The organism is Mesorhizobium sp. M0088, from assembly GCF_040322895.1.
Classification (GTDB): Bacteria; Pseudomonadota; Alphaproteobacteria; order Rhizobiales; family Rhizobiaceae; genus Mesorhizobium.
The window spans coordinates 187,027-211,006 of the sequence record NZ_JAMYUI010000009.1; the positions used below are offsets into that span (position 1 = coordinate 187,027).

The 23,980-nt window shown below is 62.8% G+C and carries 23 protein-coding genes; 12 read left to right on the plus strand and 11 right to left on the minus strand.

Going from position 1 to position 23,980, the window contains the following annotated elements:
* Positions 1-260: 260 nt before the first annotated feature.
* The 3 genes from NKJ67_RS13420 to NKJ67_RS13430 all read right to left on the minus strand — a co-directional run bounded on the left by NKJ67_RS13420 (position 261) and on the right by NKJ67_RS13430 (position 4,112).
* The gene (locus NKJ67_RS13420; protein ID WP_128363423.1) at positions 261-1,058 is read right to left on the minus strand and encodes an FAD binding domain-containing protein; all 798 of its coding nucleotides are present in this window, start codon (positions 1,056-1,058) and stop codon (positions 261-263) included.
* 85 nt (positions 1,059-1,143) lie between these two features.
* Positions 1,144-3,492, minus strand: coding sequence for a xanthine dehydrogenase family protein molybdopterin-binding subunit (locus NKJ67_RS13425; protein ID WP_292336539.1), 2,349 nt, complete (start codon positions 3,490-3,492; stop codon positions 1,144-1,146).
* Positions 3,493-3,614: 122 nt separating this feature from the next.
* Positions 3,615-4,112, minus strand: a complete 498-nt coding sequence (locus NKJ67_RS13430; RefSeq protein ID WP_352581626.1) for a (2Fe-2S)-binding protein — start codon at positions 4,110-4,112, stop codon at positions 3,615-3,617.
* A gap of 264 nt (positions 4,113-4,376) precedes the next feature.
* Here NKJ67_RS13430 and NKJ67_RS13435 point away from each other — a divergent pair, with 264 nt between their 5' ends.
* The 3 genes from NKJ67_RS13435 to NKJ67_RS13445 all read left to right on the plus strand — a co-directional run bounded on the left by NKJ67_RS13435 (position 4,377) and on the right by NKJ67_RS13445 (position 7,632).
* Complete coding sequence (locus NKJ67_RS13435; RefSeq protein WP_127329575.1) at positions 4,377-5,561, plus strand: FIST signal transduction protein; 1,185 nt, start codon at positions 4,377-4,379, stop codon at positions 5,559-5,561.
* A gap of 15 nt (positions 5,562-5,576) precedes the next feature.
* Positions 5,577-6,917, plus strand: coding sequence for a hybrid sensor histidine kinase/response regulator (locus NKJ67_RS13440; protein ID WP_023812224.1), 1,341 nt, complete (start codon positions 5,577-5,579; stop codon positions 6,915-6,917).
* 226 nt (positions 6,918-7,143) lie between these two features.
* Positions 7,144-7,632, plus strand: a complete 489-nt coding sequence (locus tag NKJ67_RS13445; protein WP_352581627.1) for a hypothetical protein — start codon at positions 7,144-7,146, stop codon at positions 7,630-7,632.
* Positions 7,633-7,874: 242 nt separating this feature from the next.
* On the opposite strand, the gene NKJ67_RS13450 is transcribed toward NKJ67_RS13445, so the two are convergent.
* Complete coding sequence (locus NKJ67_RS13450; RefSeq protein WP_027039066.1) at positions 7,875-8,558, minus strand: response regulator; 684 nt, start codon at positions 8,556-8,558, stop codon at positions 7,875-7,877.
* Between the two features lie 174 nt (positions 8,559-8,732).
* On the opposite strand from NKJ67_RS13450, the gene NKJ67_RS13455 reads away from it, so the two are divergent.
* The 3 genes from NKJ67_RS13455 to NKJ67_RS13465 are packed head-to-tail and all read left to right on the plus strand — an operon-like array spanning position 8,733 to position 10,549.
* Positions 8,733-9,428 (plus strand): fumarylacetoacetate hydrolase family protein, encoded by a 696-nt coding sequence (locus NKJ67_RS13455; RefSeq protein ID WP_127810248.1) that lies wholly within the window; start codon positions 8,733-8,735, stop codon positions 9,426-9,428.
* Positions 9,429-9,432: 4 nt separating this feature from the next.
* Positions 9,433-10,086, plus strand: coding sequence for a maleylacetoacetate isomerase (gene maiA / locus NKJ67_RS13460; protein WP_352581629.1), 654 nt, complete (start codon positions 9,433-9,435; stop codon positions 10,084-10,086).
* The gene (locus NKJ67_RS13465) at positions 10,076-10,549 is read left to right on the plus strand and encodes a DUF4262 domain-containing protein (RefSeq protein WP_256747592.1); all 474 of its coding nucleotides are present in this window, start codon (positions 10,076-10,078) and stop codon (positions 10,547-10,549) included. The genes maiA and NKJ67_RS13465 overlap by 11 nt, the downstream gene beginning before the upstream one ends.
* Before the next feature lie 2 nt (positions 10,550-10,551).
* On the opposite strand, the gene NKJ67_RS13470 is transcribed toward NKJ67_RS13465, so the two are convergent.
* A complete protein-coding gene (locus NKJ67_RS13470) occupies positions 10,552-11,793 on the minus strand; it encodes an MFS transporter (RefSeq protein WP_256747593.1) in 1,242 nt (413 codons plus the stop codon).
* A gap of 102 nt (positions 11,794-11,895) precedes the next feature.
* Here NKJ67_RS13470 and NKJ67_RS13475 point away from each other — a divergent pair, with 102 nt between their 5' ends.
* Complete coding sequence (locus NKJ67_RS13475; protein WP_256747594.1) at positions 11,896-12,357, plus strand: winged helix-turn-helix transcriptional regulator; 462 nt, start codon at positions 11,896-11,898, stop codon at positions 12,355-12,357.
* A gap of 98 nt (positions 12,358-12,455) precedes the next feature.
* Positions 12,456-13,496 carry a zinc-dependent alcohol dehydrogenase family protein gene (locus NKJ67_RS13480; RefSeq protein ID WP_352581630.1) on the plus strand — a complete coding sequence of 347 codons (1,041 nt, stop codon included), beginning with the start codon at positions 12,456-12,458 and terminating at the stop codon, positions 13,494-13,496.
* 18 nt (positions 13,497-13,514) lie between these two features.
* On the opposite strand, the gene NKJ67_RS13485 is transcribed toward NKJ67_RS13480, so the two are convergent.
* Entirely contained in the window at positions 13,515-14,405 is an 891-nt protein-coding gene (locus tag NKJ67_RS13485; RefSeq protein WP_352581631.1) for a DMT family transporter, read from the minus strand.
* 104 nt (positions 14,406-14,509) lie between these two features.
* Here NKJ67_RS13485 and NKJ67_RS13490 point away from each other — a divergent pair, with 104 nt between their 5' ends.
* Positions 14,510-15,919 carry an aminotransferase-like domain-containing protein gene (locus NKJ67_RS13490; protein ID WP_352581632.1) on the plus strand — a complete coding sequence of 470 codons (1,410 nt, stop codon included), beginning with the start codon at positions 14,510-14,512 and terminating at the stop codon, positions 15,917-15,919.
* Between the two features lie 213 nt (positions 15,920-16,132).
* The gene (cml, locus tag NKJ67_RS13495; protein ID WP_352581633.1) at positions 16,133-17,329 is read left to right on the plus strand and encodes a CmlA/FloR family chloramphenicol efflux MFS transporter; all 1,197 of its coding nucleotides are present in this window, start codon (positions 16,133-16,135) and stop codon (positions 17,327-17,329) included.
* Positions 17,330-17,378: 49 nt separating this feature from the next.
* Here cml and NKJ67_RS13500 read toward each other — a convergent pair whose 3' ends face one another.
* Positions 17,379-18,272 carry a LysR family transcriptional regulator gene (locus NKJ67_RS13500; RefSeq protein WP_127329593.1) on the minus strand — a complete coding sequence of 298 codons (894 nt, stop codon included), beginning with the start codon at positions 18,270-18,272 and terminating at the stop codon, positions 17,379-17,381.
* A 128-nt stretch (positions 18,273-18,400) separates the two neighbouring features.
* On the opposite strand from NKJ67_RS13500, the gene NKJ67_RS13505 reads away from it, so the two are divergent.
* Positions 18,401-19,855 (plus strand): MFS transporter, encoded by a 1,455-nt coding sequence (locus NKJ67_RS13505; protein WP_256747597.1) that lies wholly within the window; start codon positions 18,401-18,403, stop codon positions 19,853-19,855.
* A 39-nt stretch (positions 19,856-19,894) separates the two neighbouring features.
* On the opposite strand, the gene NKJ67_RS13510 is transcribed toward NKJ67_RS13505, so the two are convergent.
* From NKJ67_RS13510 to NKJ67_RS13520, 3 genes are all read right to left on the minus strand, one after another.
* A complete protein-coding gene (locus tag NKJ67_RS13510; RefSeq protein WP_127267530.1) occupies positions 19,895-20,392 on the minus strand; it encodes a MaoC family dehydratase in 498 nt (165 codons plus the stop codon).
* A gap of 191 nt (positions 20,393-20,583) precedes the next feature.
* Complete coding sequence (locus tag NKJ67_RS13515; RefSeq protein WP_127267529.1) at positions 20,584-21,012, minus strand: phasin family protein; 429 nt, start codon at positions 21,010-21,012, stop codon at positions 20,584-20,586.
* A 112-nt stretch (positions 21,013-21,124) separates the two neighbouring features.
* Positions 21,125-22,420, minus strand: a complete 1,296-nt coding sequence (locus NKJ67_RS13520) for a DUF445 domain-containing protein (protein ID WP_352581634.1) — start codon at positions 22,418-22,420, stop codon at positions 21,125-21,127.
* A gap of 275 nt (positions 22,421-22,695) precedes the next feature.
* Here NKJ67_RS13520 and rirA point away from each other — a divergent pair, with 275 nt between their 5' ends.
* On the plus strand, positions 22,696-23,157 hold the full coding sequence (gene rirA / locus NKJ67_RS13525) for an iron-responsive transcriptional regulator RirA (RefSeq protein ID WP_127267528.1): 462 nt from the start codon (positions 22,696-22,698) through the stop codon (positions 23,155-23,157).
* A gap of 29 nt (positions 23,158-23,186) precedes the next feature.
* On the opposite strand, the gene NKJ67_RS13530 is transcribed toward rirA, so the two are convergent.
* Entirely contained in the window at positions 23,187-23,975 is a 789-nt protein-coding gene (locus NKJ67_RS13530; protein ID WP_127267527.1) for a heme ABC transporter ATP-binding protein, read from the minus strand.
* Positions 23,976-23,980: the final 5 nt, after the last annotated feature.

Below are 23,980 nucleotides of genomic sequence, written 5' to 3' on the forward strand. Positions count from 1 at the left end.
TCTCGCAAATAGGCATGCGAAAGGGCACGACATTTCGAACCCGGCTCGCATTCCCGCCCAAATCCATATTGCAGTGCAATATGGATTTGTGCAAGTGCGAGATTGCCGCCGGTGCAGTTCCAGGTGAAGTGTCGGCGGAAGAAATTGCTCAGGCAAACGATTGGTGCAGGGCGATTCCATCAAAAGTTTGGGCAACTACAGGTCGCCACAAAAGGAAACGGGGCCGCATGACCCCTTCTCCGTGTCCACAACGGATCGTGTCAGGCGTTGGCGGCAGCCACCGCGCGCTTGGCCATCACCGCGATCAGATTGGCGCGGTAGTCGGCCGAGGCATGGATGTCAGTCATCAAATTCTTCGCTGGCACTTTCACCCCTTCGAGTGCCGAGGCCGCGAAGTTCCCGGCTAATGCTGCCTCGATCTCCTTCGAGCGAAAGACGCCGTCATCGCCGGCACCGGTGACTGCGACGCTGACGCCATCCTTGCCCTTGGCCACGAACACGCCGACGATGGCGTAGCGCGATGCCGGATTGCGGAATTTTTCATAGGCCGCCTTGGCCGGTGCGGTGAAGGTGACGGCGGTGACGATCTCGCCATCCTTCAACGAGGTCTCGAACAGGCCCTTGAAGAACTTGTCGGCAGCGATCTCGCGCTTGTTGGTGACGATGGTCGCGCCCAGCGCCAGCAGCGCCGCCGGATAATCGGCCGCCGGATCGTTGTTGGCGATCGAGCCGCCGATCGTTCCCTTGTGGCGCACCGCCGGATCGCCGATCAGCGATGCCAGATGGGAAAGCGCCGGACAGGCCTTCTTCAGCTTCTCGTCATTGGCAACAGCATTATGCGTGGTGGCAGCGCCGATGGTGACGGTCTTGCCCGACACCGTGACGCCCTGCAGCTCCGTGATCCGCGACAGGTCGACAAGGTCGGACGGCGCGGCAAGCCGCGTCTTCATCGCCGGGATCAGCGTCATACCGCCCGAAAGCAGCTTGGCGTCGCCGGTCTTGATCAGCTTGGCGGCATCGGCGACCGAGGCGGCGCGATGATAGTTGACTGCGTACATTTGTCTTTCTCCCCTGGGTGAAAGAGCGAGCAGGAAGTAGCGAACATTCTCTTCCCTATTCGCTACCCCTATTCGCCATTCGCGTTCAATGTTTCGTCGCGCGGATCGCGGCCCACACGGTGGACGGCGAAGCCGGCATGGCAAGATCGTTGCTGCCGATGGCGTCGGTGATAGCGTTGATCACCGCCGGCGGCGAGCCGATGGCGCCGGCCTCGCCGCAACCCTTGATCCCCAACGGATTGCCCGGGCAAGGCGTGTTCGAGGTCGATACCTTGAACGACGGCAAATCGCCGGCGCGCGGCATGGTGTAGTCCATGTAGCTCGCGGTCAGCAATTGTCCGCTGTTGTCGTAATGGGCGCCTTCGAGCAGTGCCTGGCCAATGCCTTGCGCCAGCCCGCCATGCACCTGGCCCTCGACGATCATCGGATTGATGATGTTGCCGAAATCGTCGGCGGCGACGAACTGGACGATCTCGGTCACGCCGGTTTCCGGGTCGACCTCGACCTCGCAGATATAGCAGCCCGCCGGGAAGGTGAAATTCGACGGATCGTAGAACGCCGTCTCCTTCAGCCCGGGCTCCATGCCATCAGGCAGATTGTGGGCGGTGTAGGCGGCCAGCGCCATCTGGAACCACGGCACGTTCTTGTCGGTGCCGGCCACCTTCAGCGCGCCGTTCTCGATGATGATGTCGCCTTCGTCGGCCTCAAGCAGGTGCGCCGCGATCTTCTTGGCCTTGGCCTCGACCTTGTCGAGCGCCTTGACGATGGCTGACATGCCGACCGCACCCGAACGCGAGCCATAGGTGCCCATGCCCATCTGCACCTTGTCGGTATCGCCATGGACGATCGAGACCGAATCGAGCGGCACGCCGAAGCGCTCATTGACCAGTTGCGCGAAGGTCGTCTCATGGCCCTGGCCGTGGCTGTGGGAGCCGGTCAGCACCTCGATCGTGCCGACCGCGTTGACGCGCACTTCCGCCGATTCCCAAAGGCCGACACCGGCGCCGAGCGAGCCGACAGCCGCAGACGGCGCGATGCCGCAGGCCTCGATGTAGCAGCTCATGCCGATGCCGCGCAGCAACCCCTTGTTGGCGGCGGCGGCCTTGCGCTTGGCGAAGCCGGCATAGTCCGACGCCTGCATTGCCGCATCGAGCGAAGCGGCATAGTCGCCGGCGTCATAGCACATGATGACCGGCGTCTGATGCGGAAACGCTGTGACGAAGTTCTTGCGCCGCAGCTCGGCCGGCGAAACGCCGAACTGGCGGGCCGCCGTCTCCATCATGCGCTCCATGACGAAGGTCGCTTCCGGCCGCCCTGCCCCGCGATAGGCATCGACGGGCGCGGTGTTGGTGTAGATCGCCTTCACATTGGCGTGGATGGCCGGGATGTTGTATTGGCCCGACAGCAGAGTCGCATAGAGATAGGTCGGCGTCGCCGATGAAAACAGCGACATGTAGGCGCCGAGATTGGCTTGGGTTTCCACCTTCAGGCCGAGGATCCTGTGGTCCTTGTCGAAGGCCATTTCAGCATGGGTGTGATGGTCGCGGCCATGCGCATCGGTCAGAAAACTCTCGGTCCGGTCGGCCACCCATTTGACCGGCACGCCGGTCTTCTTCGACGCCCACAGGCAGACGATCTCTTCGGGATAGATGTAGATCTTCGAGCCGAAGCCGCCGCCGACATCGGGCGCGATCACGCGCAGCTTGTTTTCCGGCGCGACATTGTAGAAGGCGCTCATCACCAGCCGCGCCACATGCGGATTCTGCGAGGTCGTCCAGCAGGTATAGTGATCCTCGGCCTTGTCGTAATGGCCAAGTGCGGCGCGCGGCTCCATGGCATTGGGCACCAGCCGGTTGTTGATGATGTCCATCTTGACGACATGGGCTGCCTTCCCGAAAGCCGCCGCGGTGTCGTCGGCATTGCCGATGTCCCAGTCGAAGATCAGATTGTTGTCCGCTTCGGGGTGGATTTGCGGCGCACCCTTGTCCATCGCCTTGGAGGCATCGACGACGGCCTTCAGCTCCTTGTAGGTGATCTCGACCGCCTCGGCGGCGTCGCGCGCCTGCCCCTTGGTCTCGGCGACGACGATGACCACGGCGTCGCCGACATAACGGACCCGGTCGAAGGCGAGTGGCGACCACGCTCCCATCTTCATCGGCGAGCCGTCCTTGGAGTGGATCATCCAACCGCAGATGAGATTGCCGATGCCGTCGGCCTTGAGTTCCTTGCCGGTCAGCACGCCGATGACGCCGGGCATGCCTTGGGCCTTCTTCACATCGATCTTCTTGATCTGCGCATGCGCGTGCGGACTGCGCACAAAGGCGGCGTGCTTCATGCCGGGAACCACCATGTCGTCGACATAGCGGCCGGCGCCCGTGATGAACCGTTTATCTTCCTTGCGCGCGACCCGAGCGCCAACACCTTCAATGCCCATCAGAAATTCCTCCGGAATTTATGGGAGTAGGGCAGTAGGGAGTAAGGGACTAGGGAAAAGGGCCTCGTTGCGTTGGCCTTTTTGCCCTACTCCCCTACTGCCCTACTCCCTTATTCCCTTGCCTAAGCAGCTTGTCTCGCCTTACCCTTGGACCCCTTCATCGTCATCGATGCGGCGAGGATCGCCTTGACGATGTTGTGGTAGCCGGTGCAGCGGCAGATGTTGCCGTCGAGCTCGGCACGCACCGTCGCCTCGTCGAGCCCTTCGGGGTGGCGGCTGATCATGTCGGTCGCCGTCATGATCATGCCCGGCGTGCAGAAGCCGCATTGCAGCCCGTGATGTTCCTTGAAGGCGGCCTGCACCGGATGCAGGTCGGCGCCATTGGCCAGGCCCTCGATCGTCAGCACGGTGGAGCCGGAGGCCTGCACCGCAAGCATCGTACAGGATTTGACCGCCTTGCCATCGACGTGGACGACGCAGGCACCGCATTGCGAGGTGTCGCAACCGACATGCGTGCCGGTAAGGCCGAGATTTTCCCGCAGGAAGTGAACCAGAAGTGTTCGGTCCTCGGCAGCACCGCTGACCCGCTTTCCGTTCACCATCAACGAAACGTCCGACATGGTCCCTCCCTGGGTATCAACCTTGGTATCCACGCTGCCGACGCGGTATTCGCGCTTCGGCGGTGCATTATTCGTACACCGCACATCGGACAAAAAACAGCACGTCGCAAACGCGGAACATTGTACTTTCGGTCATGGCCGCGCCCAAACATGCGGTGCCGGTGGCCCCATTGCCAAACCGCCGATTGAAGGCAACAATGTCGGTCGACGCCCGCGCGCCAGAAGCATTTAAAAACAGCCGCGCACAAAAAAGCGTCGGAGGAAATGCGGAGAACATCGCTGGCCAATTCACAGACGCGCTATGCATGCGGCCTGTCGGCGCTCACCACGGACGAGCCCGACATGGAGGCGTTCGCCAAGGCGATCGCACTGGAAGCAGCCGCCATCGACGCAGGCTTTGCCCTGCTGTTCTTTTCCCAGAGCCTGGTCGAAGCCAGCGCCCTTTCCCAGGCGCTCATGACCCACGCACCGGCGCTCCACCACGCCGGCTGTTCGACTGCCGGCGAGATCACGCCGCAGGGTCTCGAGGATGGCCATGTGCTGGCCATGCTGCTTCCGTCCACCGCGTTCACCGCCGTCAGCGTGATGGTCGAAAATCTGTCCTCGTCGGGTATGGACAGGATCACCGGCGAGGTGGAGACCCTGCGGCGATCGCTGCGCGCGCGCCTTGGTTGCGATCGGACCAAAGGCACTTTCGCGCTCTGCTTCATCGACGGGCTCTCTTATGCCGAAGAAGCGGTGAGTTCAGCCATCCACTGGGGCCTCGACGACATTCCGCTGCTTGGCGGCTCCGCCGGCGACGATCTGAAATTCGAGACGACGCGCCTGATCTCGAACGGCAAGGTCACCTCCGACAGCGCCATCATCGTGCTGATATCGACCGAAATACCCTTCCATGTCTTCAAGACCGACAATTTCGTTCCCACCGATGAAAAACTGGTGGTGACGGCTTCCGATCCCGATCATCGCATCGTGCGCGAGTTCAATGCCACCAATGCGGCGCAGGAATATTCCGCGTCCGTCGGCATCGTCGCGCAGATGCTGACGCCACTGAGCTTCGCCTCACATCCCGTGGTGGTGAAGGTGGGCGGCCAATATTATTGCCGGTCGATCCAGAAGATGCATGCCGACGGCTCGCTGTCGTTCTTCTGCGCCATAGACGATGGCGTTGTGCTGTCGATCGCTCAACCCAAGGACATGGTCGAATCGACGCGCGCCGCCCTGCGCGATGTCGAGGAGAGGCTTGGCGGTATCGACATGATCCTCGGCTTCGACTGCGTGCTGCGCCGGCTGGACGCGCGCAATCGGCAGGTATTTCGCGAGATCTCGGAACTCTACCGGGTCAACAATGTCATCGGCTTCGGCACCTATGGCGAACAGTACCGGTCGATGCATCTGAACCAGACTTTCACCGGCATCGCCTTTGGCGAGCGCCAGGCGGCGGAATAGGACGGCGCAAACAAGATGCCGCTGAGGGACATAAACGATCTTGAAAAGCTGAAGAAGATCAACGCGGCACTGGTCAGCCGCGTCGAGCGCTCTATGGACCAGCAAGGCAACGCCTTTTCGCTGTTCCAGACCGCGATTTCGCTGGAAAACCGGGTGCGCACCCGCACCGAGGAACTGCACTCGACCTTGCGGCGGCTGGAGCAGTCGAACATCGACCTCAGCGCCGCCAAGGAAAACGCCGAACTGGCGAACCTGTCGAAAACCCGTTTCCTCGCCGCTGCCAGCCACGACGTGCTGCAGCCGCTGAACGCGGCCCATCTCTCGGTTTCGGCGCTCGCCGAAGTTCAGACCAGCGACGAGGGCAAGAAACTGGTGCGGCAGGTCGAGCGCTCGCTGGAGACGATGGAGGACCTGCTTAGAACCCTGCTCGACATCTCAAAGCTCGATGCCGGCGTGGTGCAGCCCGACATAAGCGATGTCAGCCTGGAAGCGCTGTTCTCGTCGCTCCGCTCGGATTTCCTGCCGGTGGCGGAGATGAAAGGCCTGTCGCTGAAATTCCGGCCGGTCCATGCGGTGGTCCGCTCCGACCGCACGCTGCTGCGCCGCATCCTGCAGAACATTCTCTCCAACGCGCTGGGCTATACACGCTCGGGCGGCGTGCTTGTCGGCACCAGACATCGCGGCGACACCATCCGCATCGACGTCGCCGATACGGGCTGCGGCATTCCCGACGACCAGCGCGAGGCGGTGTTCGAGGAATTCCATCGCGGCACCTCGCCGGCCAATGCCGAACTGGACGGTGGCGGTCTCGGGCTCGGGCTTGCCATCGTGCGCCGCATGGCCAGCGCGCTCGGCCATCCCGTGACATTCTCGTCGAAGGTCGGACGCGGCACGATCTTCCACATCGATGTTCCCGTCGGCATCGGTGCGCCAGCCGATGCCATCGCCAGCGTTGCCGACATGGAACGGCCGCGCGGCTATGGCCTGTTCGGCACCAAGGTGCTGCTGGTCGAGAACGATATCGAAGTGCTGCAGGCCATGACCTTCCTGCTCGAACGCTGGCAATGCCTGGTGCGGGCCGCGACCTCGACCGACGATGCGCTCGACATGCTTGGCGACACCGACTGGGTGCCCGACATCGTCATTGCCGACCAGCATCTCGACGGCGGCGATCTCGGCACCACGACCATCGCCGAAGTCCGCGACTATCTCGGCCGCGCCGTGCCGGCGCTGATCGTCACCGCCGACAGTTCGGAAGCAGTCGCCAAAGCCGCCCGCTCCGGCGGCATCGAACTGATGCGCAAGCCGCTGAAACCGGCACAACTAAGGGCGCTGCTGGCGCATTTGCTGGCTTAGCTCCGTTATCAACGATCTTCCGATCGGTTTTGCGCAAAGCCGAGAGCATCGGTCGGCCGGTGAGTGGCGAGGCATTTCTGATCCGGATTGCCGGACAACTGGAAAAGCCGTGAAGCCGGGGAAGCGAGGCAGGCCGCAAAAAGAAAATAGTGCACTGTCACCGTAATTCAGAGAAAAAGACTGGCAGCGACGGAGGACAAGACAAAAAGCCTGCAGGAAAGAAGCCATGACTGATGTGACGTTAGACATATTTTCTGTTGCCGAAGCGGGGGGAATAGGGGGAGTGCGGGTTGGGGAACATTTGAATGAAATTGCGGAGCTGGTTGGGCCTCCAGACTATTGGGGTTTTGGTCCCGACGAAATTTTCAATGGTTACATGGGATTCGGACCAATTGAAATATGCGTAAGATCGAGATTTGATATGCCGTTTGTGTCAATGATAAAAATCGATTTGATGGTAAGAAAGACTTTTTTTCGCCTAAAGAGTAAGTCACAGTCAGATCGTTACGCTGTTACGTTACCAAAAATTGAAAAGAGAACATTCGACGATACTTTGAACGAAGTTAGGCGTAGAAAAATTCCGTTTTCAACAGAATTTGGCGAAGAAATGGGTCCTGACACATCCAGAGTAATAGATTTTCTAAATGGATCTAGATTTTATTTTGCAAATTTTGAGAATCCTATCCTGTTTTCGTTAGAAATACTCGACCCATAAAGGAATTGCGCATGAGGAAGTTACGGTGACAACGCACTTTTCATGTTTGTCCGACCTTCACTGCGTGTAGCCATGCCAGCATGCTCGCCTTGCCCGGATTGTCATCCCCGGTCTGCCGCACCATGTAACCCGGCGCGGCTATGGGCGCGCCAAAGTGCTTTTCATGCCTGAAGACTATGCTCTGCAAGAACCCTGCTGGTCGAGCATTGTCGCGCCGCCGATGTCGGCATCTGGGCACCCTCTCAAAATCCCGCCTGGTCCCGAAACAGCTCGGCATTGTCCAGCTTGGAAACCTCGATCACCGCCTGCGTGCGGCTATAGACATTGAGCTTGCGCAATATTTCCGAGACATGCGCCTTCACGGTCGTCTCGCCGACCTGCAACTCGTAGGCGATCTGCTTGTTGAGCAGGCCCTGGCGCAGCATCTGCAGCACGCGCAATTGCTGGGGCGTCAGCGTCGACAGGCGCTGCACCATGTCGGCGCGGTCGACGCTTTCGGCGTCCGGCGTGCGGCCTTCATAGGTTTCCGGGACATAGATCGCGCCTTCCATCACCGAGCGTATGGCGGCGGCGAGGTCGCTCTTGCGCGCCGATTTCGGGATGAAGCCGGCAGCGCCGTAGGACAGCGCCTCGGAAATGATCTTCGGCTCCTCATAGCCTGAGACGATGACCACGGGCAGGCGCGGATAGCGGGTCCGGAGTTGCAGCAGCCCGTCAAAACCGTGCACGTCGGGCATCGAGAGGTCGAGAAGCGCGAGGTCGAACGGCTTGGCATCGGCCAGAAGATCGAGCGCCTCGGTGATCGAGCGCGCCTCCACCGTGTCGACTTCCGGATAGGCCATCTGCACGGCGCTGTGCAGCGCCTCGCGAAACAGCGGATGGTCGTCGATGATCAGGAACCGGGCGCGATCGTGGGTTGCGGTCATGGGGTTCATTTCAGTTCGTGAGCGATTAGAATAACCTCTCCACCATGGCCAGATTATTGCCAAATAGTATATCGCCATCTCCGGCGGAAAGTGCCGCCGGCACTTTCTCGACCAAATCGCCTTGTCCAGGCCCTAAATCGGTCGAATGTTCCGGCAACCAAGCAGAGACCCTTGATGACAGAATTCGTCCTTCCCCTGCCCGCAACCGCATCGGTGGCCGTTGCCGGCTCGTCCGATCGTTTCGCGGTGCGCCGTATCTACTGCGTCGGCCGCAACTACGCGGCGCATGCCCGAGAATTCGGCAATGACGAGCGTGATCCGCCCTTCTTCTTCACCAAGCCGGCCGACGCGGTGGTCGATTCCGGCACCGCTATCCCCTACCCGCCGCTGACGGCCAATCTGCACCACGAGATCGAACTGGTCGCCGCGATCGGCAAAGCCGGCTTCCGCATTCCCCGTGACAAGGCGCTGGACCATGTCTGGGGTTATGGCGTCGGCATCGACCTCACCCGCCGCGATCTGCAGGATGAGGCCAAGAAGGCCGCCCGTCCCTGGGACTGGTCGAAGGCCTTCGACCGCTCCGCCCCTTGCGGCCCGCTGGTGCAAGCGCAGGAATCCGGCCACCCGCAGAAGGGCCGCATCTGGCTCGCCGTCAACGGCAAGATCAGGCAGGATGCCGACCTCGCCGAACTGATCTGGCCGATATCGGATATCGTGTCGATCTGCAGCGAGGCGATGGAACTCGAGCCCGGCGACCTGATCTTCACCGGTACGCCGGCAGGCGTCGGCGCGGTTGGCCCCGGCGACACGATGACCGGCGGCGTCGACGGCATCGGGACCATCGAAGTGACCATCGGCCAGCCGAAGTGAGGCCATGAGCGAACTCGTCCTGCACAATTACTATCGCTCCTCCACCTCCTATCGGGTGCGGATCGCGCTGGAGATGAAGGGGCTGAGCTACGACTACGTCCCGCATCATTTGCGCCATGGCGAGCATCTGGAACCAGCCTATCTCGCGGTCAATCCGCAAGGGCTGGTGCCGGCGCTGATCCTCGGCGACGGCACGCTGCTGACGCAATCGCTGGCGATCATCGAATTCCTCGACGAGACCAGCCCGGAACCACCGCTGCTGCCGAAGGACCCGGCCGGCCGGGCCCGCGTGAGAATGCTGGCGCAGATGATCGCCTGCGACATCCACCCGGTGAACAATCTGCGTGTGCTGACCTCGCTGCGCACCCTGTTCGGCGCCGGCGACGAGGACATCACCAACTGGTTCCGTCACTGGGTGAACGAGGGCTTTCAGCCGCTTGAAAAGATCATGGCGTCGGCGGCGGCGGAGACGGGTACATTCTGCCATGGCGACGCGCCGGGCCTGGCCGACATCTGCCTCGCCGCGCAGATTGCCAGCAACGCCCGCTTCGGCGTCGACTTGACGCCCTACCCGACGATCGCGCGCATCAACGCCGCCTGCATGGCGCTGCCGGCCTTCCAGAAAGCCGCGCCCCAGAACCAGATCGATGCCGAGTAGAAAGGCCACCGACCCAGGTGAAGCCAAGGCGCTGGCCGATATAGAGGCTTATGGCTGCCACATCTTGCATGTGCTGGAGGAAGGCGACGATCCGCCTTTCACCTATTCGGTTGGAATAGAGCACAACTTCAAGGCGCCGGAACTCATCGTCATCGGCCTGAAGCCGGAAATCTCCCAGTTCATCATCAACGAGTATTGCAGCCGCGTCCGCTCCGGCGAGGTTTTCCAACCAGGGCAGCGATCGTCCGGTTTTATCGAAGGTTTCGACTGTCAATTCGGCGCCGTTCATATCGACCACTACCGCGAGCATTTCGGCTGGGACCTCTGGTTCTACGGCGGCCTGGATTTCGGTGTTCTCCAGCTGATCTATCCCACTGTGGACGGCATCTGGCCGTGGCAGGCCGAGGCGAGCGACTGGTTCCGAGCCTGGCAGCCGCTTCTCGACACCGCGCCGTCGCCATAGGCCTATCTGCCGACGCGCAGCGTCAACGCCCAGAACAGCAGCGCCAACAGGCCGATGCCGGCGCCAAGCACACAGACGCCATTCCAGCCCATTGCACCATAAGCCATGGTCGAGGCGATGGAGCCCAGGGCACTGCCGACCGAGTAGAAGATCATATAGCCGCCAACCAGTCGGCTGCGCGCATCCGGGCGGCGGGCGAAGATCAGGCTCTGGTTGGTGACGTGGACGGCCTGGATCGCCAGATCCAGCATGACTATGCCGGCAACGAGCAGCCACAGCGACATGCCCATGAAGGCGATCGGCAGCCAGGCTGCCATCATCAGCAGCAGGCTGAAGCCGGTGACCAACTGGCCGCGTCCGCGATCGACGAGGCCGCCGGTCCAGCGCGCACCGAGCGCGCCGGCGACGCCCGCAAGGCCGAAAAGCCCAATCTCGGTATGCGAAAGTGAAAATGGCGCAGCACTCAACGGCAGCACCAGCGGCGCCCACAGCACGTTGAAGCTGGCGAAGATCAGCATGGCCAGCACCGCCCGCACGCGCAGCAGCGGCTCCTGTACGAACAGCAGCAGCACCGAAGCGAGCAGGCGCGGATAGGATGTGCGTGGCCGCTCCGCCTCATGGCGCGGCAGGATGAGGTAGAGAACCATCGCCATGACGAGCGTCAACCCGGCCGAGACAAGATAAACCCAGCGCCAACCGGCGAAATCGGCGACGACCCCTGAAGCGAAGCGGGCAAGCAGGATGCCCAGGATGACACCGCTGGTGACGGTGCCGACCGCCCGCCCCCGCTGCGACGCTACGGCGAGGTCGGCAGCGAAGGCGACCAGCACCTGCACCACCACCGCAAGCAGCCCGACCACCGCCAGGCTCGCCAGCAGCATCGCCGCATTGGGCGCGACCCCGACCGCCACCAGCGCCACGGCAGACAGAATCGCCTGCCCGGCAATCAGCTTGCGGCGATCGAACAGGTCGCCCAGCGGCACGATAAAGAACAGGCCGAGCCCATAGCCGATCTGCGTTACCGTCACCACGATGCCAACCGAGGCCGGCGCGATAGCAAAATCATGCGCCATGGCGTCGAGCAGCGGATGGGCGAAATAGACATTGGCAACGCTCAGGCCGCAGGCGATGGCGAAGATCAGCGCGGTCAATCGTGACAATCCCGCAGGCGGCGGCGCCACCCGAGGCGGCCCATCGGATTGCTCGAGGCTTGTTGCACCGCTGTTCACCACCTGCATGTTCATGTCTGCTCTCTCCATAAAAGGTTTCAACTTGAAACCTCTTGCTGGATAGGCAGAACAGTTTTATGTTGCAACCGAAAATCGAATGCTGGACCAACGACTGCCATGGTGAAACGAACGAGCCACCACGAAGCGGATTGCCTCATAGCGCGACCACTGGACGCGATTGGCGACTGGTGGTCGCTGCTCATCGTGCGTGACGCGTTCGACGGCTTGCGGCGCTTCGGCGAATTCCAGAAGAGCCTCGGCGTCGCCAAGAACATCCTGTCGTCGCGGCTGCGCAATCTCGTCGCGCATGGCATCCTCGAAACGGTCCCGGCACCCGACGGCAGCGCGCACCATGAATATGTGCTGACGCAAAAGGGACGCGGCCTGTTCTATGTCCTGGTTGCCCTGCGGCAATGGGGCGAGACCTACTTCGCCGGACCGGGCGAACCCTATACCTTCATGGTCGACAATCTCACCGGCCGGCCGATCAAGCACCTGGAAGTCCATGCCGAGGACGGGCGGCAGCTTGCCCCCGGCGAAACCCGGCTTGCCGACTTTCGCAACCGCGAAACCGGTTAAGAGCTACTGCCTGCCAACAGGCGTGGCGGAATCGATTTCCGCTCGACCAGACAGGGAATCGGCTATCGTTTCCTGCAGCACAGAGGGTGGAGTGACCGATGAAAGCCGTCGTCTTCGAGAAATTCGGCGAAGCGCCGACGATCCAGACCGTTCCCGATCCGAAGCCGGCAGCCGATGGCGTCGTCATCAAGGTCGAGGCGACCGGTCTGTGCCGCAGCGACTGGCATGGCTGGATGGGTCATGACGACGGCATCACGCTGCCGCATGTGCCGGGCCACGAACTGGCCGGTATCGTCGTCGCCGCCGGCAAGCAGGTCACCCGCTGGAAGGCCGGCGAGCGCGTCACGGTGCCGTTCGCCGTCGGCTGCGGCCGCTGCTTCGAATGCAATTCGGGCAATCACCAGGTCTGCGAGCATCAGACTCAACCCGGCTTCACCGGCTGGGGTTCGTTCGCCGAATATGTCGCCATCGAGCACGCCGACACCAATCTCGTGCGCTTGCCCGACGAGATGGAATTCGCCACCGCCGCCAGCCTCGGCTGCCGCTTCGTCACCTCGTTTCGAGCCATTGTCGACCAGGGCCGGGTGAAGCCGGGCGAATGGGTCGCGGTGCATGGCTGCGGCGGCGTCGGCCTGTCGGCGATCATGATCGCCAGTTCCATGGGCGCCAATGTCATCGCCATCGATCTCACCGACGAGAAACTGGATTTTGCCAAAAAGATCGGCGCCGTCGCCACCATCAATGCATCTACGACGCCGAACGTGGTCAAGGCGGTCAAGCAGATCACCAATGGCGGCGCGCATATGTCGATGGACGCGCTCGGCCACCCCACCACCTCGTTCAATTCGATATCCAATCTGCGCCGGCGCGGCCGCCATGTGCAGGTCGGCCTGATGCTGGGCGAGCATGCCCGGCCGCAGGTGCCGATGGACAAGGTGATCGCCTTCGAACTCGAAATCCTCGGCAGCCACGGCATGCAGGCCTACCGCTACCAGGCCATGATGGACATGATCCGCAACGGCAAGCTCAAGCCCGAATTGCTGGTCGGCAAGAGGATGAGCCTCGACGAGGCGCCCGCGGCCCTGATGGCGATGGGCGGCTTCGAGGGGATCGGCATCGGCGTGGTGACGAAGTTTTAGGCGAGGACGGCATCGTCGTCAGGCGATCGCGCGTCGTGGCAATTCCTGCTTCGCGAATTGCTTGGCGCCTACGACGCAAAGCACCACGCCGACCGTAACGACCACCATCAGCGGGCTGACCTGCTCGTGCAGCAGCGTCGCTGCCAGTGCCAGTCCGAAAAATGGCTGCAGCAGCTGCAACTGCCCGACCGCCGCGATGCCGCCTTGCGCCAGCCCGCGATACCAGAACACGAAGCCGATCAGCATGCTGAACAGCGAGACATAGGCAAGCCCTATCCACGCACTGACGCCGACGCCGTCGAACGATGGCGGCATGGTCATCAGCGTCAGCACCAGCATGATCGGCAGCGACAGCACCAGCGCCCAGCAGATCACTTGCCAGCCGCCGAGCTTGCGCGACAGCGCGGCGCCCTCGGCATAGCCCAGGCCGCAGGCGATGATGGCAGCCAGCATCAGACCATCGCCCACCGGCGAGGCCGTCACGCCCTGCGTCAGGGCAAAACCCGCGACCAGCGCGCTGCCGATGCATGAAAACAGCCAGAACGCCGGGCGCGGACGGTCGCCGCCGCGCAGCACGCCGAAGATCGCGGTCGCCAACGGCAGCAGGCCGACGAAGATGATGGAATGGGCCGTGGTGACGTGCTTGAGCGCCAACGCGGTCAGCAAGGGAAAGCCGACAACCACGCCAAGTGCGACGATCACCAGCGACAGCAGATCGCCGCGCTCCGGGCGTTTCTGCCGGAACAGAAGCAGCAGCGCCAGGCCAAGCAGTCCGGCAATCGCCGCCCGGGCCGACGTCAGGAATGTCGGATCGAAATCCTTCACCGCCACGCGCGTTGCCGGCAGCGAGCCGCTGAAGATCAACACGCCGATGAATCCATTCATCCAGCCGCTCGCGGTCTTGTCCATCGTATGCTCCGTTTGTCGGCTCCGTATCGCGCGGAGCCGGTGGTATCGCCAGAGACAATGCGGTACAATTATGCAAAACTGTCATGGTCAGCAGAGCAGTACGGATGGACAAACAGACAACAGGAAGCGAGAGCAGCGGAACGCTGGTCGAAGGTGTCATGGCGACGATCCGCCAGCGGATCGCGGCGCGCAGCCTGACGCCGGGAGCGCAATTGCCGTCGATCCGCGCCTTTGCCAAATCCATGCGAGTGTCCAAATCCACCGTGGTAGAAGCCTATGAGCGGCTCGCCGCCGAAGGCGCGATCCGCTCGCGGCCGGGCTCCGGATTCTATGCCGCCGGATCGCTGGCGCCCCTGTCGCTGGCCGAAATCGGTCCCCGCCTCGACCGCGCGGTCGATCCACTCTGGATCTCACGCCAGTCGCTGGAAGCCGGCGACGAGATGCTGAAGCCCGGCTGCGGCTGGCTGCCCGCTTCATGGATGCCCCAGGGAGGTCTGCGCCGGGCACTGCGCACGGTAGCGCGTGCGGACGATGTCGCACTGGCCGATTACGGCACGCCGCTCGGCCTGCCACCGCTACGGCAATTGCTGGCGCGGCGTATGGCCGGGCACGGCATCGAGGCCTCTCCCGAGCAGATCATGCTGACGGAATCAGGCACGCAGGCCATCGACCTCCTGTGCCGGTTCCTGATCGAGCCCGGCGACACCGTGCTGGTCGACGACCCCTGCTACTTCAACTTCCATGCTTTGTTGCGCGCCCACCGGGCCAAGGTCGTCAGCGTTCCCTACACGCCGTCGGGGCCGGACATCGATCTGTTCGCGCAGGCGCTGGCCGAGCATCGGCCGCGCCTCTACATCACCAATTCCGCCATCCACAACCCGACCGGCGCGGTGCTGTCGCCAGTCACCGCCCATCGGCTGCTCAAGCTCGCCGACCAGTCGGAATTGACTATCGTCGAGGACGACATCTTCGCCGATTTCGAACATGCGCCCGCCCCCAGGCTGGCGGCGTTCGATGGTCTCAACCGCGTCGTCCACATCGGCAGCTTCTCCAAGACGCTGTCGGCGTCGGTTCGCTGCGGCTTCATCGCAGCCCCCCGCGACTGGATCGAGCCCCTGACCGACCTGAAGATCGCCACCACCTTTGGCGGCGGCCGGCTTGCGGCCGAACTGGTGCTGACCCTGCTGAAGGACGGCAGCTACCGCAAGCACATGGATTTGCTGCGCGCACGGCTTGCGCGCGCCATGGGCGAGACCAGCGTTCGTCTGAAGGCGATCGGCATCTCACCCTGGATCGACCAGCCGGCCGGCCTGTTCCTGTGGTGCAGTCTGCCGGATGGCGTCGATGCGGCCGAAGTCGCCCGCCGCGCTTTGGCCGACAATATCGTGCTGGCGCCCGGCAACGCATTCAGCCTGTCTGGAACGGCCAGCCGCTTCCTGCGCTTCAACGCTGCCCAATGCGCGGACGAGCGGATTTTCAGGGTGATCGAGGCTGCGATGACGCGACCAAGCTGATCCTGTTGCCTGGACAACCTCTGGCTGCTAAGGGACGGATCTGCGCGTCGAGAGAATATCCGCGCGATCCGGGATAGCGACTATGGGAACCAGCAAGTCAGCAGACAAGTAGGCCGCAACAGCAGTTCGTTGTTGCGGCGGCCCGTCATTTCCCATCTTCAGTGAGAACGGCAGATCGCCGCCAAATGTAGCCATTTGAGCGGATGTTCAATCATGCCTTGTCCAAAAAACCCGACATGGACCACTTCCCTGCCAGCAGCCATGGTGCTGATGGCGCCCTTCGACATCCTGGCCTCGCTGGCCATGGACATCTACCTCCCGATCGTCCCGGCGATGCCGGAGATCCTCAAGACATCGCCTGATGTCATCCAACTGACGCTGAGCCTCTACATGATCTGTCTTGGGCTCGGCCAAATCGTCTTCGGCCCGATTTCCGACAGGATGGGCAGGCGTCCGGTGCTGATCGGCGGCGCGCTTTTGTTTGCAGGCGCTTCCGTCCTGCTCGCCTGCACCTCGCTGGCCATGGTGTTCGTTGCCTTGCGGGTCGTGCAGGCCATCGGTGCATCCGCCGTTCTCGTTGCGACCTTTGCAACGGTTCGCGACGTCTATGCGCAGAGGCTTGAAAGTGCCGTCATCTACGGCCTGTTCAGTTCGATGCTGGCCTTCGTGCCGGCGTTAGGGCCGATTGCCGGTGCGTTGATCGCCGACAATCTCGGCTGGCGCGCGATCTTCCTGACGCTCGGCGGTCTGGCGGTAGCCGCCACCCTCAATGCATGGCCGAGATGGCATGAAACACGACCATTGAATGGCAACGACAGGCGAATGGCGTTTCGTCCCATTCTCTCCAGCTTCGCCTTCTGGGCGTATACGCTCGGCTTCAGTGCCGCCATGGGCGCCTTCTTCGTGTTCTTTTCGACGGCGCCCCGGGTGCTCATGGACCGCGCCGGCTTTTCACAGCTCGGTTTCAGCCTGGCCTTCGCCACCGCGGCGCTGGTGATGATCGTGACCACCCGCTTCGCCAAAAAGTTCATTGCACGTTGGGGCATTGCGGGCAGTGCTATCAGAGGCATGGCGATGTTGCTGCTCGGCGCGGCTCTGCTGGCGGCCGGGCAACTGTTCGCGGCGCCGTCCTTCGCGACATTCGTCTTACCGATGTGGGTCGTTGCCGCGGGTATCGTCTTCGCTGTCTCAGTCACCGCGAACGGTGCACTCGAGGCGTTCGGCGATGTCGCGGGAACCGCCGTCGCGCTCTACTTCTGCATCCAGAGCCTTGTCGTCGGCATCCTCGGCACGCTGTTCGTCATCCTGCTTGATGGAGACACGGCGTGGCCGCTGGTGGGCTACTGTTCGGTCATGGCGACGCTCACACTAAGCGCACTGAGGCATTTGCAGAAACGCCAAACCGAATAGACGGGACAGATGAGAAGCCTGGGCGGTTGGCGCAGGCTTCTCATCGTTGTCAGCGCGACGCCGCGCAGACCTCCCGCACGCGGTCGCGCAACCAGCGTTGCGCCGGATCGGCATCGAGGCGCGGATGCCAGAGCATGGAGATGGTGACCTCGGCGGTGGCAACCGGCAGGGGAAAACTATGCATGCCGGTGCGTGCACCCTCAGTATGCCGCTCCGGAACGCTTGCGATCAGGTCTGATGTGCGGGCCATGGCAAGGGCTGCCGAGAACCCGGAAACCATGCACACGACCGTCCGCTGCAGCCCGAGCCGGTTCAAAGCCTCGTCGATCGGCCCTTTCTCGCGGCCACGCCGTGAAACGCTGATGTGCCGGCCTGCGGCATAGCGCTCCGGCGTCACCGCGCCCTCGCTCAACGGATGGCCCATTCGCACGGCGCCGATGAAGCAGTCGCGAAGCAATGCCTGGATGCGCACCTCCGGTCCGGTCTCGCCAGCGACGCCTATGTCCAGGTCGATCGCCGCATCGCGCAGCGACATGACGTCTCTATCGGACTTCGGCGCAAAGCGCAGCCGCACGCCGGGCGCATCGGCCTGGATACGGGCAACGAGACGAGGTGCGAATTCTTCGACGAAGCTCTCATTGGTGCGCAGCGTGAAGACCCTGTCCAGGCTCGGGAGATCGAGCAAGGTGGCAGGGCGCAGCAGCGCCTCCGCATCCTGGACGACACGGCCCACCTGTTGTCGCAGTTCTTCCGCACGCGGCGTCGCCACCAGGCCGCGACCGGCGCGAACCAGCAGCGGATCGCCCGTAGCCTCGCGCAACCGCGCCAGCGTCCGGCTCATCGCCGAGGGGCTGAGGCGCAGGCGGCTGGCGGCACGCGCCACGCTGCCTTCGGTCAGCAGGATGTCGAGAGCGAACAATAAGTTGAGATCGGGTGATGTCATCGGCAGATCATGGCATCATATGGCGCCAAACGCACGAATAAGATGCAAATGCTGCGCCTTCCGCCACATTGGCCAAGGAACTAGATCTCCAGCAGTTCCGGTTGTGGGACTGATGGAAGGAGATCGCCGTGGCAATCGCTGAGCAAAATCGGGACGGGCGGCTGACATCGGCGCCGCCACGGATGCAATCCGCCGGCTGGGCGTTGGCAAGCCTGTCGCTCGCCACGCTGCTATCCTCGCTGGGAACCAGCATTGCCAGCGTCGGGCTGCCGTCGCTGATGCAGAATTTCGGCGCGACGTTCCAGTCCGTACAATGGGTTGTTCTGGCCTATCTGCTCGCCATCACCACACTGATCGTCAGCGCCGGCCGGCTGGCCGACATGTTTGGACGCCGGCCGTTGCTGCTTGGCGGCATTGCGCTGTTCACATCGGCATCGGTGCTCTGCGGCCTGGCGCCGACGCTGTGGCTGCTGATCGCCGCACGCGCCGTGCAGGGACTTGGCGCGGCGCTGATGATGGCGCTGACGCTGGCCTTTGTCGCCGAAACCGTGACCAAAGACAGAATTGGCAGCGCCATGGGCCTGCTCGGCGCCATGTCCGCGATCGGCACGACACTTGGCCCCTCGCTCGGCGGCCTTTTGATCGCCGGCTTTGGCTGGCGCGCGATCTTCCTCGTCAATGTCCCGCTGGGTGTGCTCACCTTCGCTCTCGCCTGGCGTGCCTTGCCGGCACGCAATAAAACCGCGCGGCTCGACCGAGGCACGTTCGATGTCATGGGCACTGCCCTGCTGGCCCTGACATTGGCCGCCTATGCGCTGGCCATGACGCTTGGCAGAGGCAATTTCGGACCGCTCAACGTCGGCCTGCTGGTCGCTGCCGGCATCGGTGTTTTTCTTTTCGCCGCCGCGCAGGCGAGTGTGAAAAACCCCTTGATCCAGCTTGCCAGCTTCCGCGACTTCCAACTGAGCGCCAGCCTCGCCATGAGCCTCGTTGTCGCGACGGTAATGATGGCGACTTTGGTGGTTGCCCCGTTCTATCTTTCGCGAGGACTTGGGCTCGATGCCGCAATGGTCGGCCTCGTGCTGTCGACCGGGCCGCTTGTCTCGGCCCTGTCGGCGCTGGTGGCTGGACGCCTGACCGATCGCTTCGGCGCCCACAAGATGATGGTCGCCGGCCTGCTCAGCCTCACGACAGGCACGTTCCTGCTGTCGCTCGCCATGGTGACGCTCGGCATTGCCGGCTATGTCGTTCCGATCACCGTCACCTGCATCGGCTACGCGCTGTTCCAGACATCCAACAATGCAGCCGTCATGGCCGGCATCAGTGCCGGCCAGCGCGGCGTCGTCTCCGGCCTGCTCAACCTTTCGCGCAATCTCGGGCTGATCACCGGCGCCTCGTTGATGGGTGCCATATTCGCCGTCGCATCGGCCGAAAAGCACCAAAGCATTGGTCTTCTGAGTTCCGAGGCCGCCCGGGGGATGCAGGTCACATTTCAGACGGCGACAGTGCTGGCGCTGATCGCGCTGGTCCTCGCGCTGCTCTCTGCCCGCGCCGCAGGCCGCACGGAATCCAGGGGTTCGTGACGCGCCACACCGCTCAGAGAGTAGAATTCCCAAACAGGCTCAGGCGCCTGCCCGCTTGCGGCGTTCATAGAGCATGACCAGCGTTTCAGCCGTCAAGGCAGGCTTTTCCTCGCCTTCGATCTCGACCGTATTGGCTGCCTTCATGAGATACTGGCCGGGACCCCTGTCCTCCATGGACAGCAGCGTGATGCGCAGCCTGATGCGCGCGCCGACCTTGACCGGCGCCAGGAAGCGCACCTTGTCGAAGCCATAATTGAAGGCAGCCTGGGTGTTCTCGGGCACGATGCCCATGCCGAGCGCCAGTGCGCCGATGATCGACAGCGTCAGATAGCCATGCGCAATCGTCGTGCGGAACGGGCTTTGCCGCCGCGCCCTTTCAGGGTCGACATGGATCCATTGGTGGTCGCCGGTGCATTCGGCGAACTGGTCGATGCGGTTCTGGTCGACCGTCGTCCACTCCGATACGCCAAGCTCCTGCCCGGCCATCATCCTCAACTGCTCGTAGGTCGGCGGCGCTTTAGGCCGTATTTCGTTCATTCCTGGTTTCCCGATCGCTTCCAAAGCCTCCGGACCACGAACTGACGGCCTCTGTCAATTCGCTCGGCGCGAATCCGTTCCGCCGGTTTCGGCCGCAATCGTGCCACGCCGCGAGCGCAGTCGCAGGCTAAATCGGGATTTCCAGGCTTCAGGGGCCGCTGGCAGCAACGAGCCAGCCTCGGCCATTTCCGCTACTTCTTCTCGTAGCCGGCGCGGATTTCCTCCATCGCCTCCTTGATGCGCGTGCGCAGGATGTCGACCGATTCGGCGCCGGATTTCTTGACCAGTTCAGCCACTTCGCCCGCATTCTTCAATGCGACTTCGAAAGACTTTCTGGCAAACTCCGTCTGTTTGGTCATCAGTTCCTGCGGATTGCCCGGCGCCCTGTAGCTTTGCGCCATGTCCGTGACCTCGCGCAGCGTGTCCTCCAGCATCTCGCGCTGCCTGGACAACAGCGAGGTCGCGCCGGCGGCACTGGCTCGTGCCGATTTCTCTAGCGCTTCGAGGTTCTTGCGGTGATGGGCGAGGATCACCTCGACATCGACATTGGGCACCTTCAGGTCGCGGCCGAACCTGCCGAACATGTCCATGAAGGAATCGGATTCCGGTTGTTTCGCCATGCTCGTTTGCTCCCCTTTGCCGCATGATGCGGGCACCCTCGGCGGGAGAATAGCACTCGCATGCCGTGAGTCCATTCGGACACGGAGGAGTGAGCGCCAGTCTGGTCGCGCATCAATTCACGAGGAACAGCCGCTCGGCCACATAGAGCACGACACCGGCGAGCCCGCCGATGATCATGCCGTTGAAGCGGATATACTGCAGGTCCCGACCGATGTTGATCTCGATCAGCCGCGTCAGCTGCGCAAGATCCCAGCGCTTGACCTGGTCGGCGATGAATGTCGACACGCCGGCCTTCTGGCTCTCCACGAACGACGCCAGAGCCACCACGAACCCTTGGTTCATGTCGGCCCGGATCTGCGCATCCCCGGCAAGATGGCGACCGACCTCGACGAACATGTTGGCAAGATGCGCGCGGACAACCGAATTCGGCGCCTTGGCGTCCTGCTCGATGAACTGGCTGAGGCTTGCCCACATCTCGCCGGCCAACCCCTTGACCTCCGGCCGGGCCAGGAAGTCGCGCTTCAGCTTCTCGGCCCGTTTGGCGTATTGCTTCGATGTTCTCAGCTTCTCGACGAAGCCTTGGGCGAAGCGGTCGAATTCGGCGCGCATCGGGTGGTCGGGATCGGCCCTCACCTCGTCGAGAAGCGAGCCGGCCGAGGCGACGATCTTCTTCAGGAGATAGGCGTCGGCGCGGAACAGGTTGAACAGCGACGGCAGTTCCTCGCGGATCTTTTCGCGCATCGTCGCCAGCGCCTGTTCGTCATTGAGGAACCTGCCGATCACCTTGGTGAACTCGTCGAACAGTTTCTGGTGGCGGCGGTCGTCGGTAAGCGCTGACAACAGCTCGGCGGCCAGCGGCGCCAGCGGCACCTTTTCGATCTGTTCGAGCATGCGGCTGGTGACGAAGCCGCGCAGGCCGGATTGCTCGACAGCGGCCAGCGTCTGCGGCACCAGCCGCACGACGAAGCGCGACAGGCCGGCGGCGCGCTCCGTATCGGCCAGCCAGTCGGCGACGAGTGCCGAGAAATCCACCTCGGCGAGCTTTTCGCGCACCGGTTCAGGCGCCAGGAAGTTGACCTCGATGAAGCGACCGAGATTGTCGGCGATGCGGTTCTGGTTCTCCGGGATGATGGCCGTGTGCGGGATCGGCAGCCCCAGCGGCCGCCTGAACAGCGCCACCACCGCGTACCAGTCGGCCAGACCGCCGATGGTCGCGGCCTCGGCAAAGGCGGCGACGAAGCCGAGCCATGGATAGGTGCGCTCGAAGGATTTGGCGAGCGCAAACACCAGCACGCAAAGCGCCAGTGCGGCCGCCGCGAGGAATTTTGTCCGCCGCAACGCGGAAAGCTTGGCATCCGCCTCGGCATCGAAACGGACCGGCGCCAGGGGCGAAGCCGATTGTGACATGGGTGAGCCGCTCCTCGTCGATCTCAGCCTATTTAGTGTTCCGATGGCCGAAATACCCGCGACAGCGGGTTTCGTCCGGAACTTTCCCCGGCCGCGCACACAAAGTTGAGGACAAAATTCATCTATCGCACGAAGCTAGTCTGGAATTATTCCAAGGTATAGGCCATATTCCGCCCGAGCCAATGTGGCGAATCCGGAAATTCGGGTCAAAGCCATATCAGCAAAATTTCCAGATCTGGCGTGGTTGCACCGCACCAGTGCCTTGTGAGGACAAAATGCGGCTTACGCGCCAGACCAACTATGCCATGCGCATCTTGATGTATTGCGCGGCCAATGATGACCGATTGAGCCGCATCCCCGAGATCGCGGCCGCCTATTCGGTGTCGGAGCTTTTCCTGTTCAAGATCCTGCAGCCCCTGGTCGAGCACGGCCTCGTCCAGACCGTGCGCGGTAGGAATGGCGGCGTCAAGCTTGGCCGGGCGGCCGAAGCCATCAGCCTGTTCGATGTCGTGCGCGTGACAGAAGAGAGCTTCGCCATGGCCGAATGCTTCGAGAACGATGCCGCCGAATGCCCGCTCGTCGATAGCTGCGCGCTGAACTCGGCGCTGCGCGAGGCGCTGAACGCGTTCTTCGCCGTGCTGGAGCGCTATACGATCGCCGACCTCGTGGCGGCACGTCCAAATGTGCGCAACCTGCTCGGAATCGACATGCTGGAGCGCCGCGCACCAGCTGCCTGACCCAGCAGAGGCGCGGGCTAGATCTGCAATCAGGCCGCTGACTGAGGCAGCACGAACGGCATATTGCCGGCCGGCAGCACGCCGACCCTGAGCCGGCAGTCGAACACTTTTTCGATCAGGTCATCGCTCAGCACATCCCGCGGCGACCCGGTGGCGGCTAGCCTGCCGCGATGCATGACAAAGATCCGGTCGGCATACATGGCCGTCAGATTGAGGTCGTGCAGGATGGCGACCACGCCGCCGCCCCTTCTGGCGAAGTCGCGGGCAATGTTCATGATGATCAGCTGGTGCTTGATGTCGAGGCTGGAAACCGGCTCATCGAGGAACAGAAAGCGCGGCTTGCCGTCGAGCACCGGTGCCCAGACCTGGCTCAGCACGCGTGCGAGCTGAACGCGCTGTTGCTCGCCGCCCGAAAGCTCCTGGTAGAAACGGCCGGCAAAGCCGTCGAGATCGACACGCGCCAGCGCCCGTTCCGGCAGCCGCGCATCCTCGCCCGGCAAGACGCCTGAGCGGCCGCCGACAAGGCCGAGCTTGACCACTTCCCGCACGGTGAACGGGAACGACAGCGTCGTCGCCTGCGGCAGCACCGCACGATGGACGGCCACTTCGACCGGCTTCATCGTCGAGAGATCTCGGCCGTTGAGGGCAACGCGCCCGGTGTAGGCGAGTTCGCCGGAAAGCGCTTTGAGGAAGGTCGTCTTGCCCGAACCATTGGGGCCGACGATGGCGGCGATCTCGCCGGGCCGCGCGTGGAAATCGATACCGCTGACGATAGGCTTGCCGGCGATATCAACCGAAACATCCTTGGCCTCGATCATCAAGC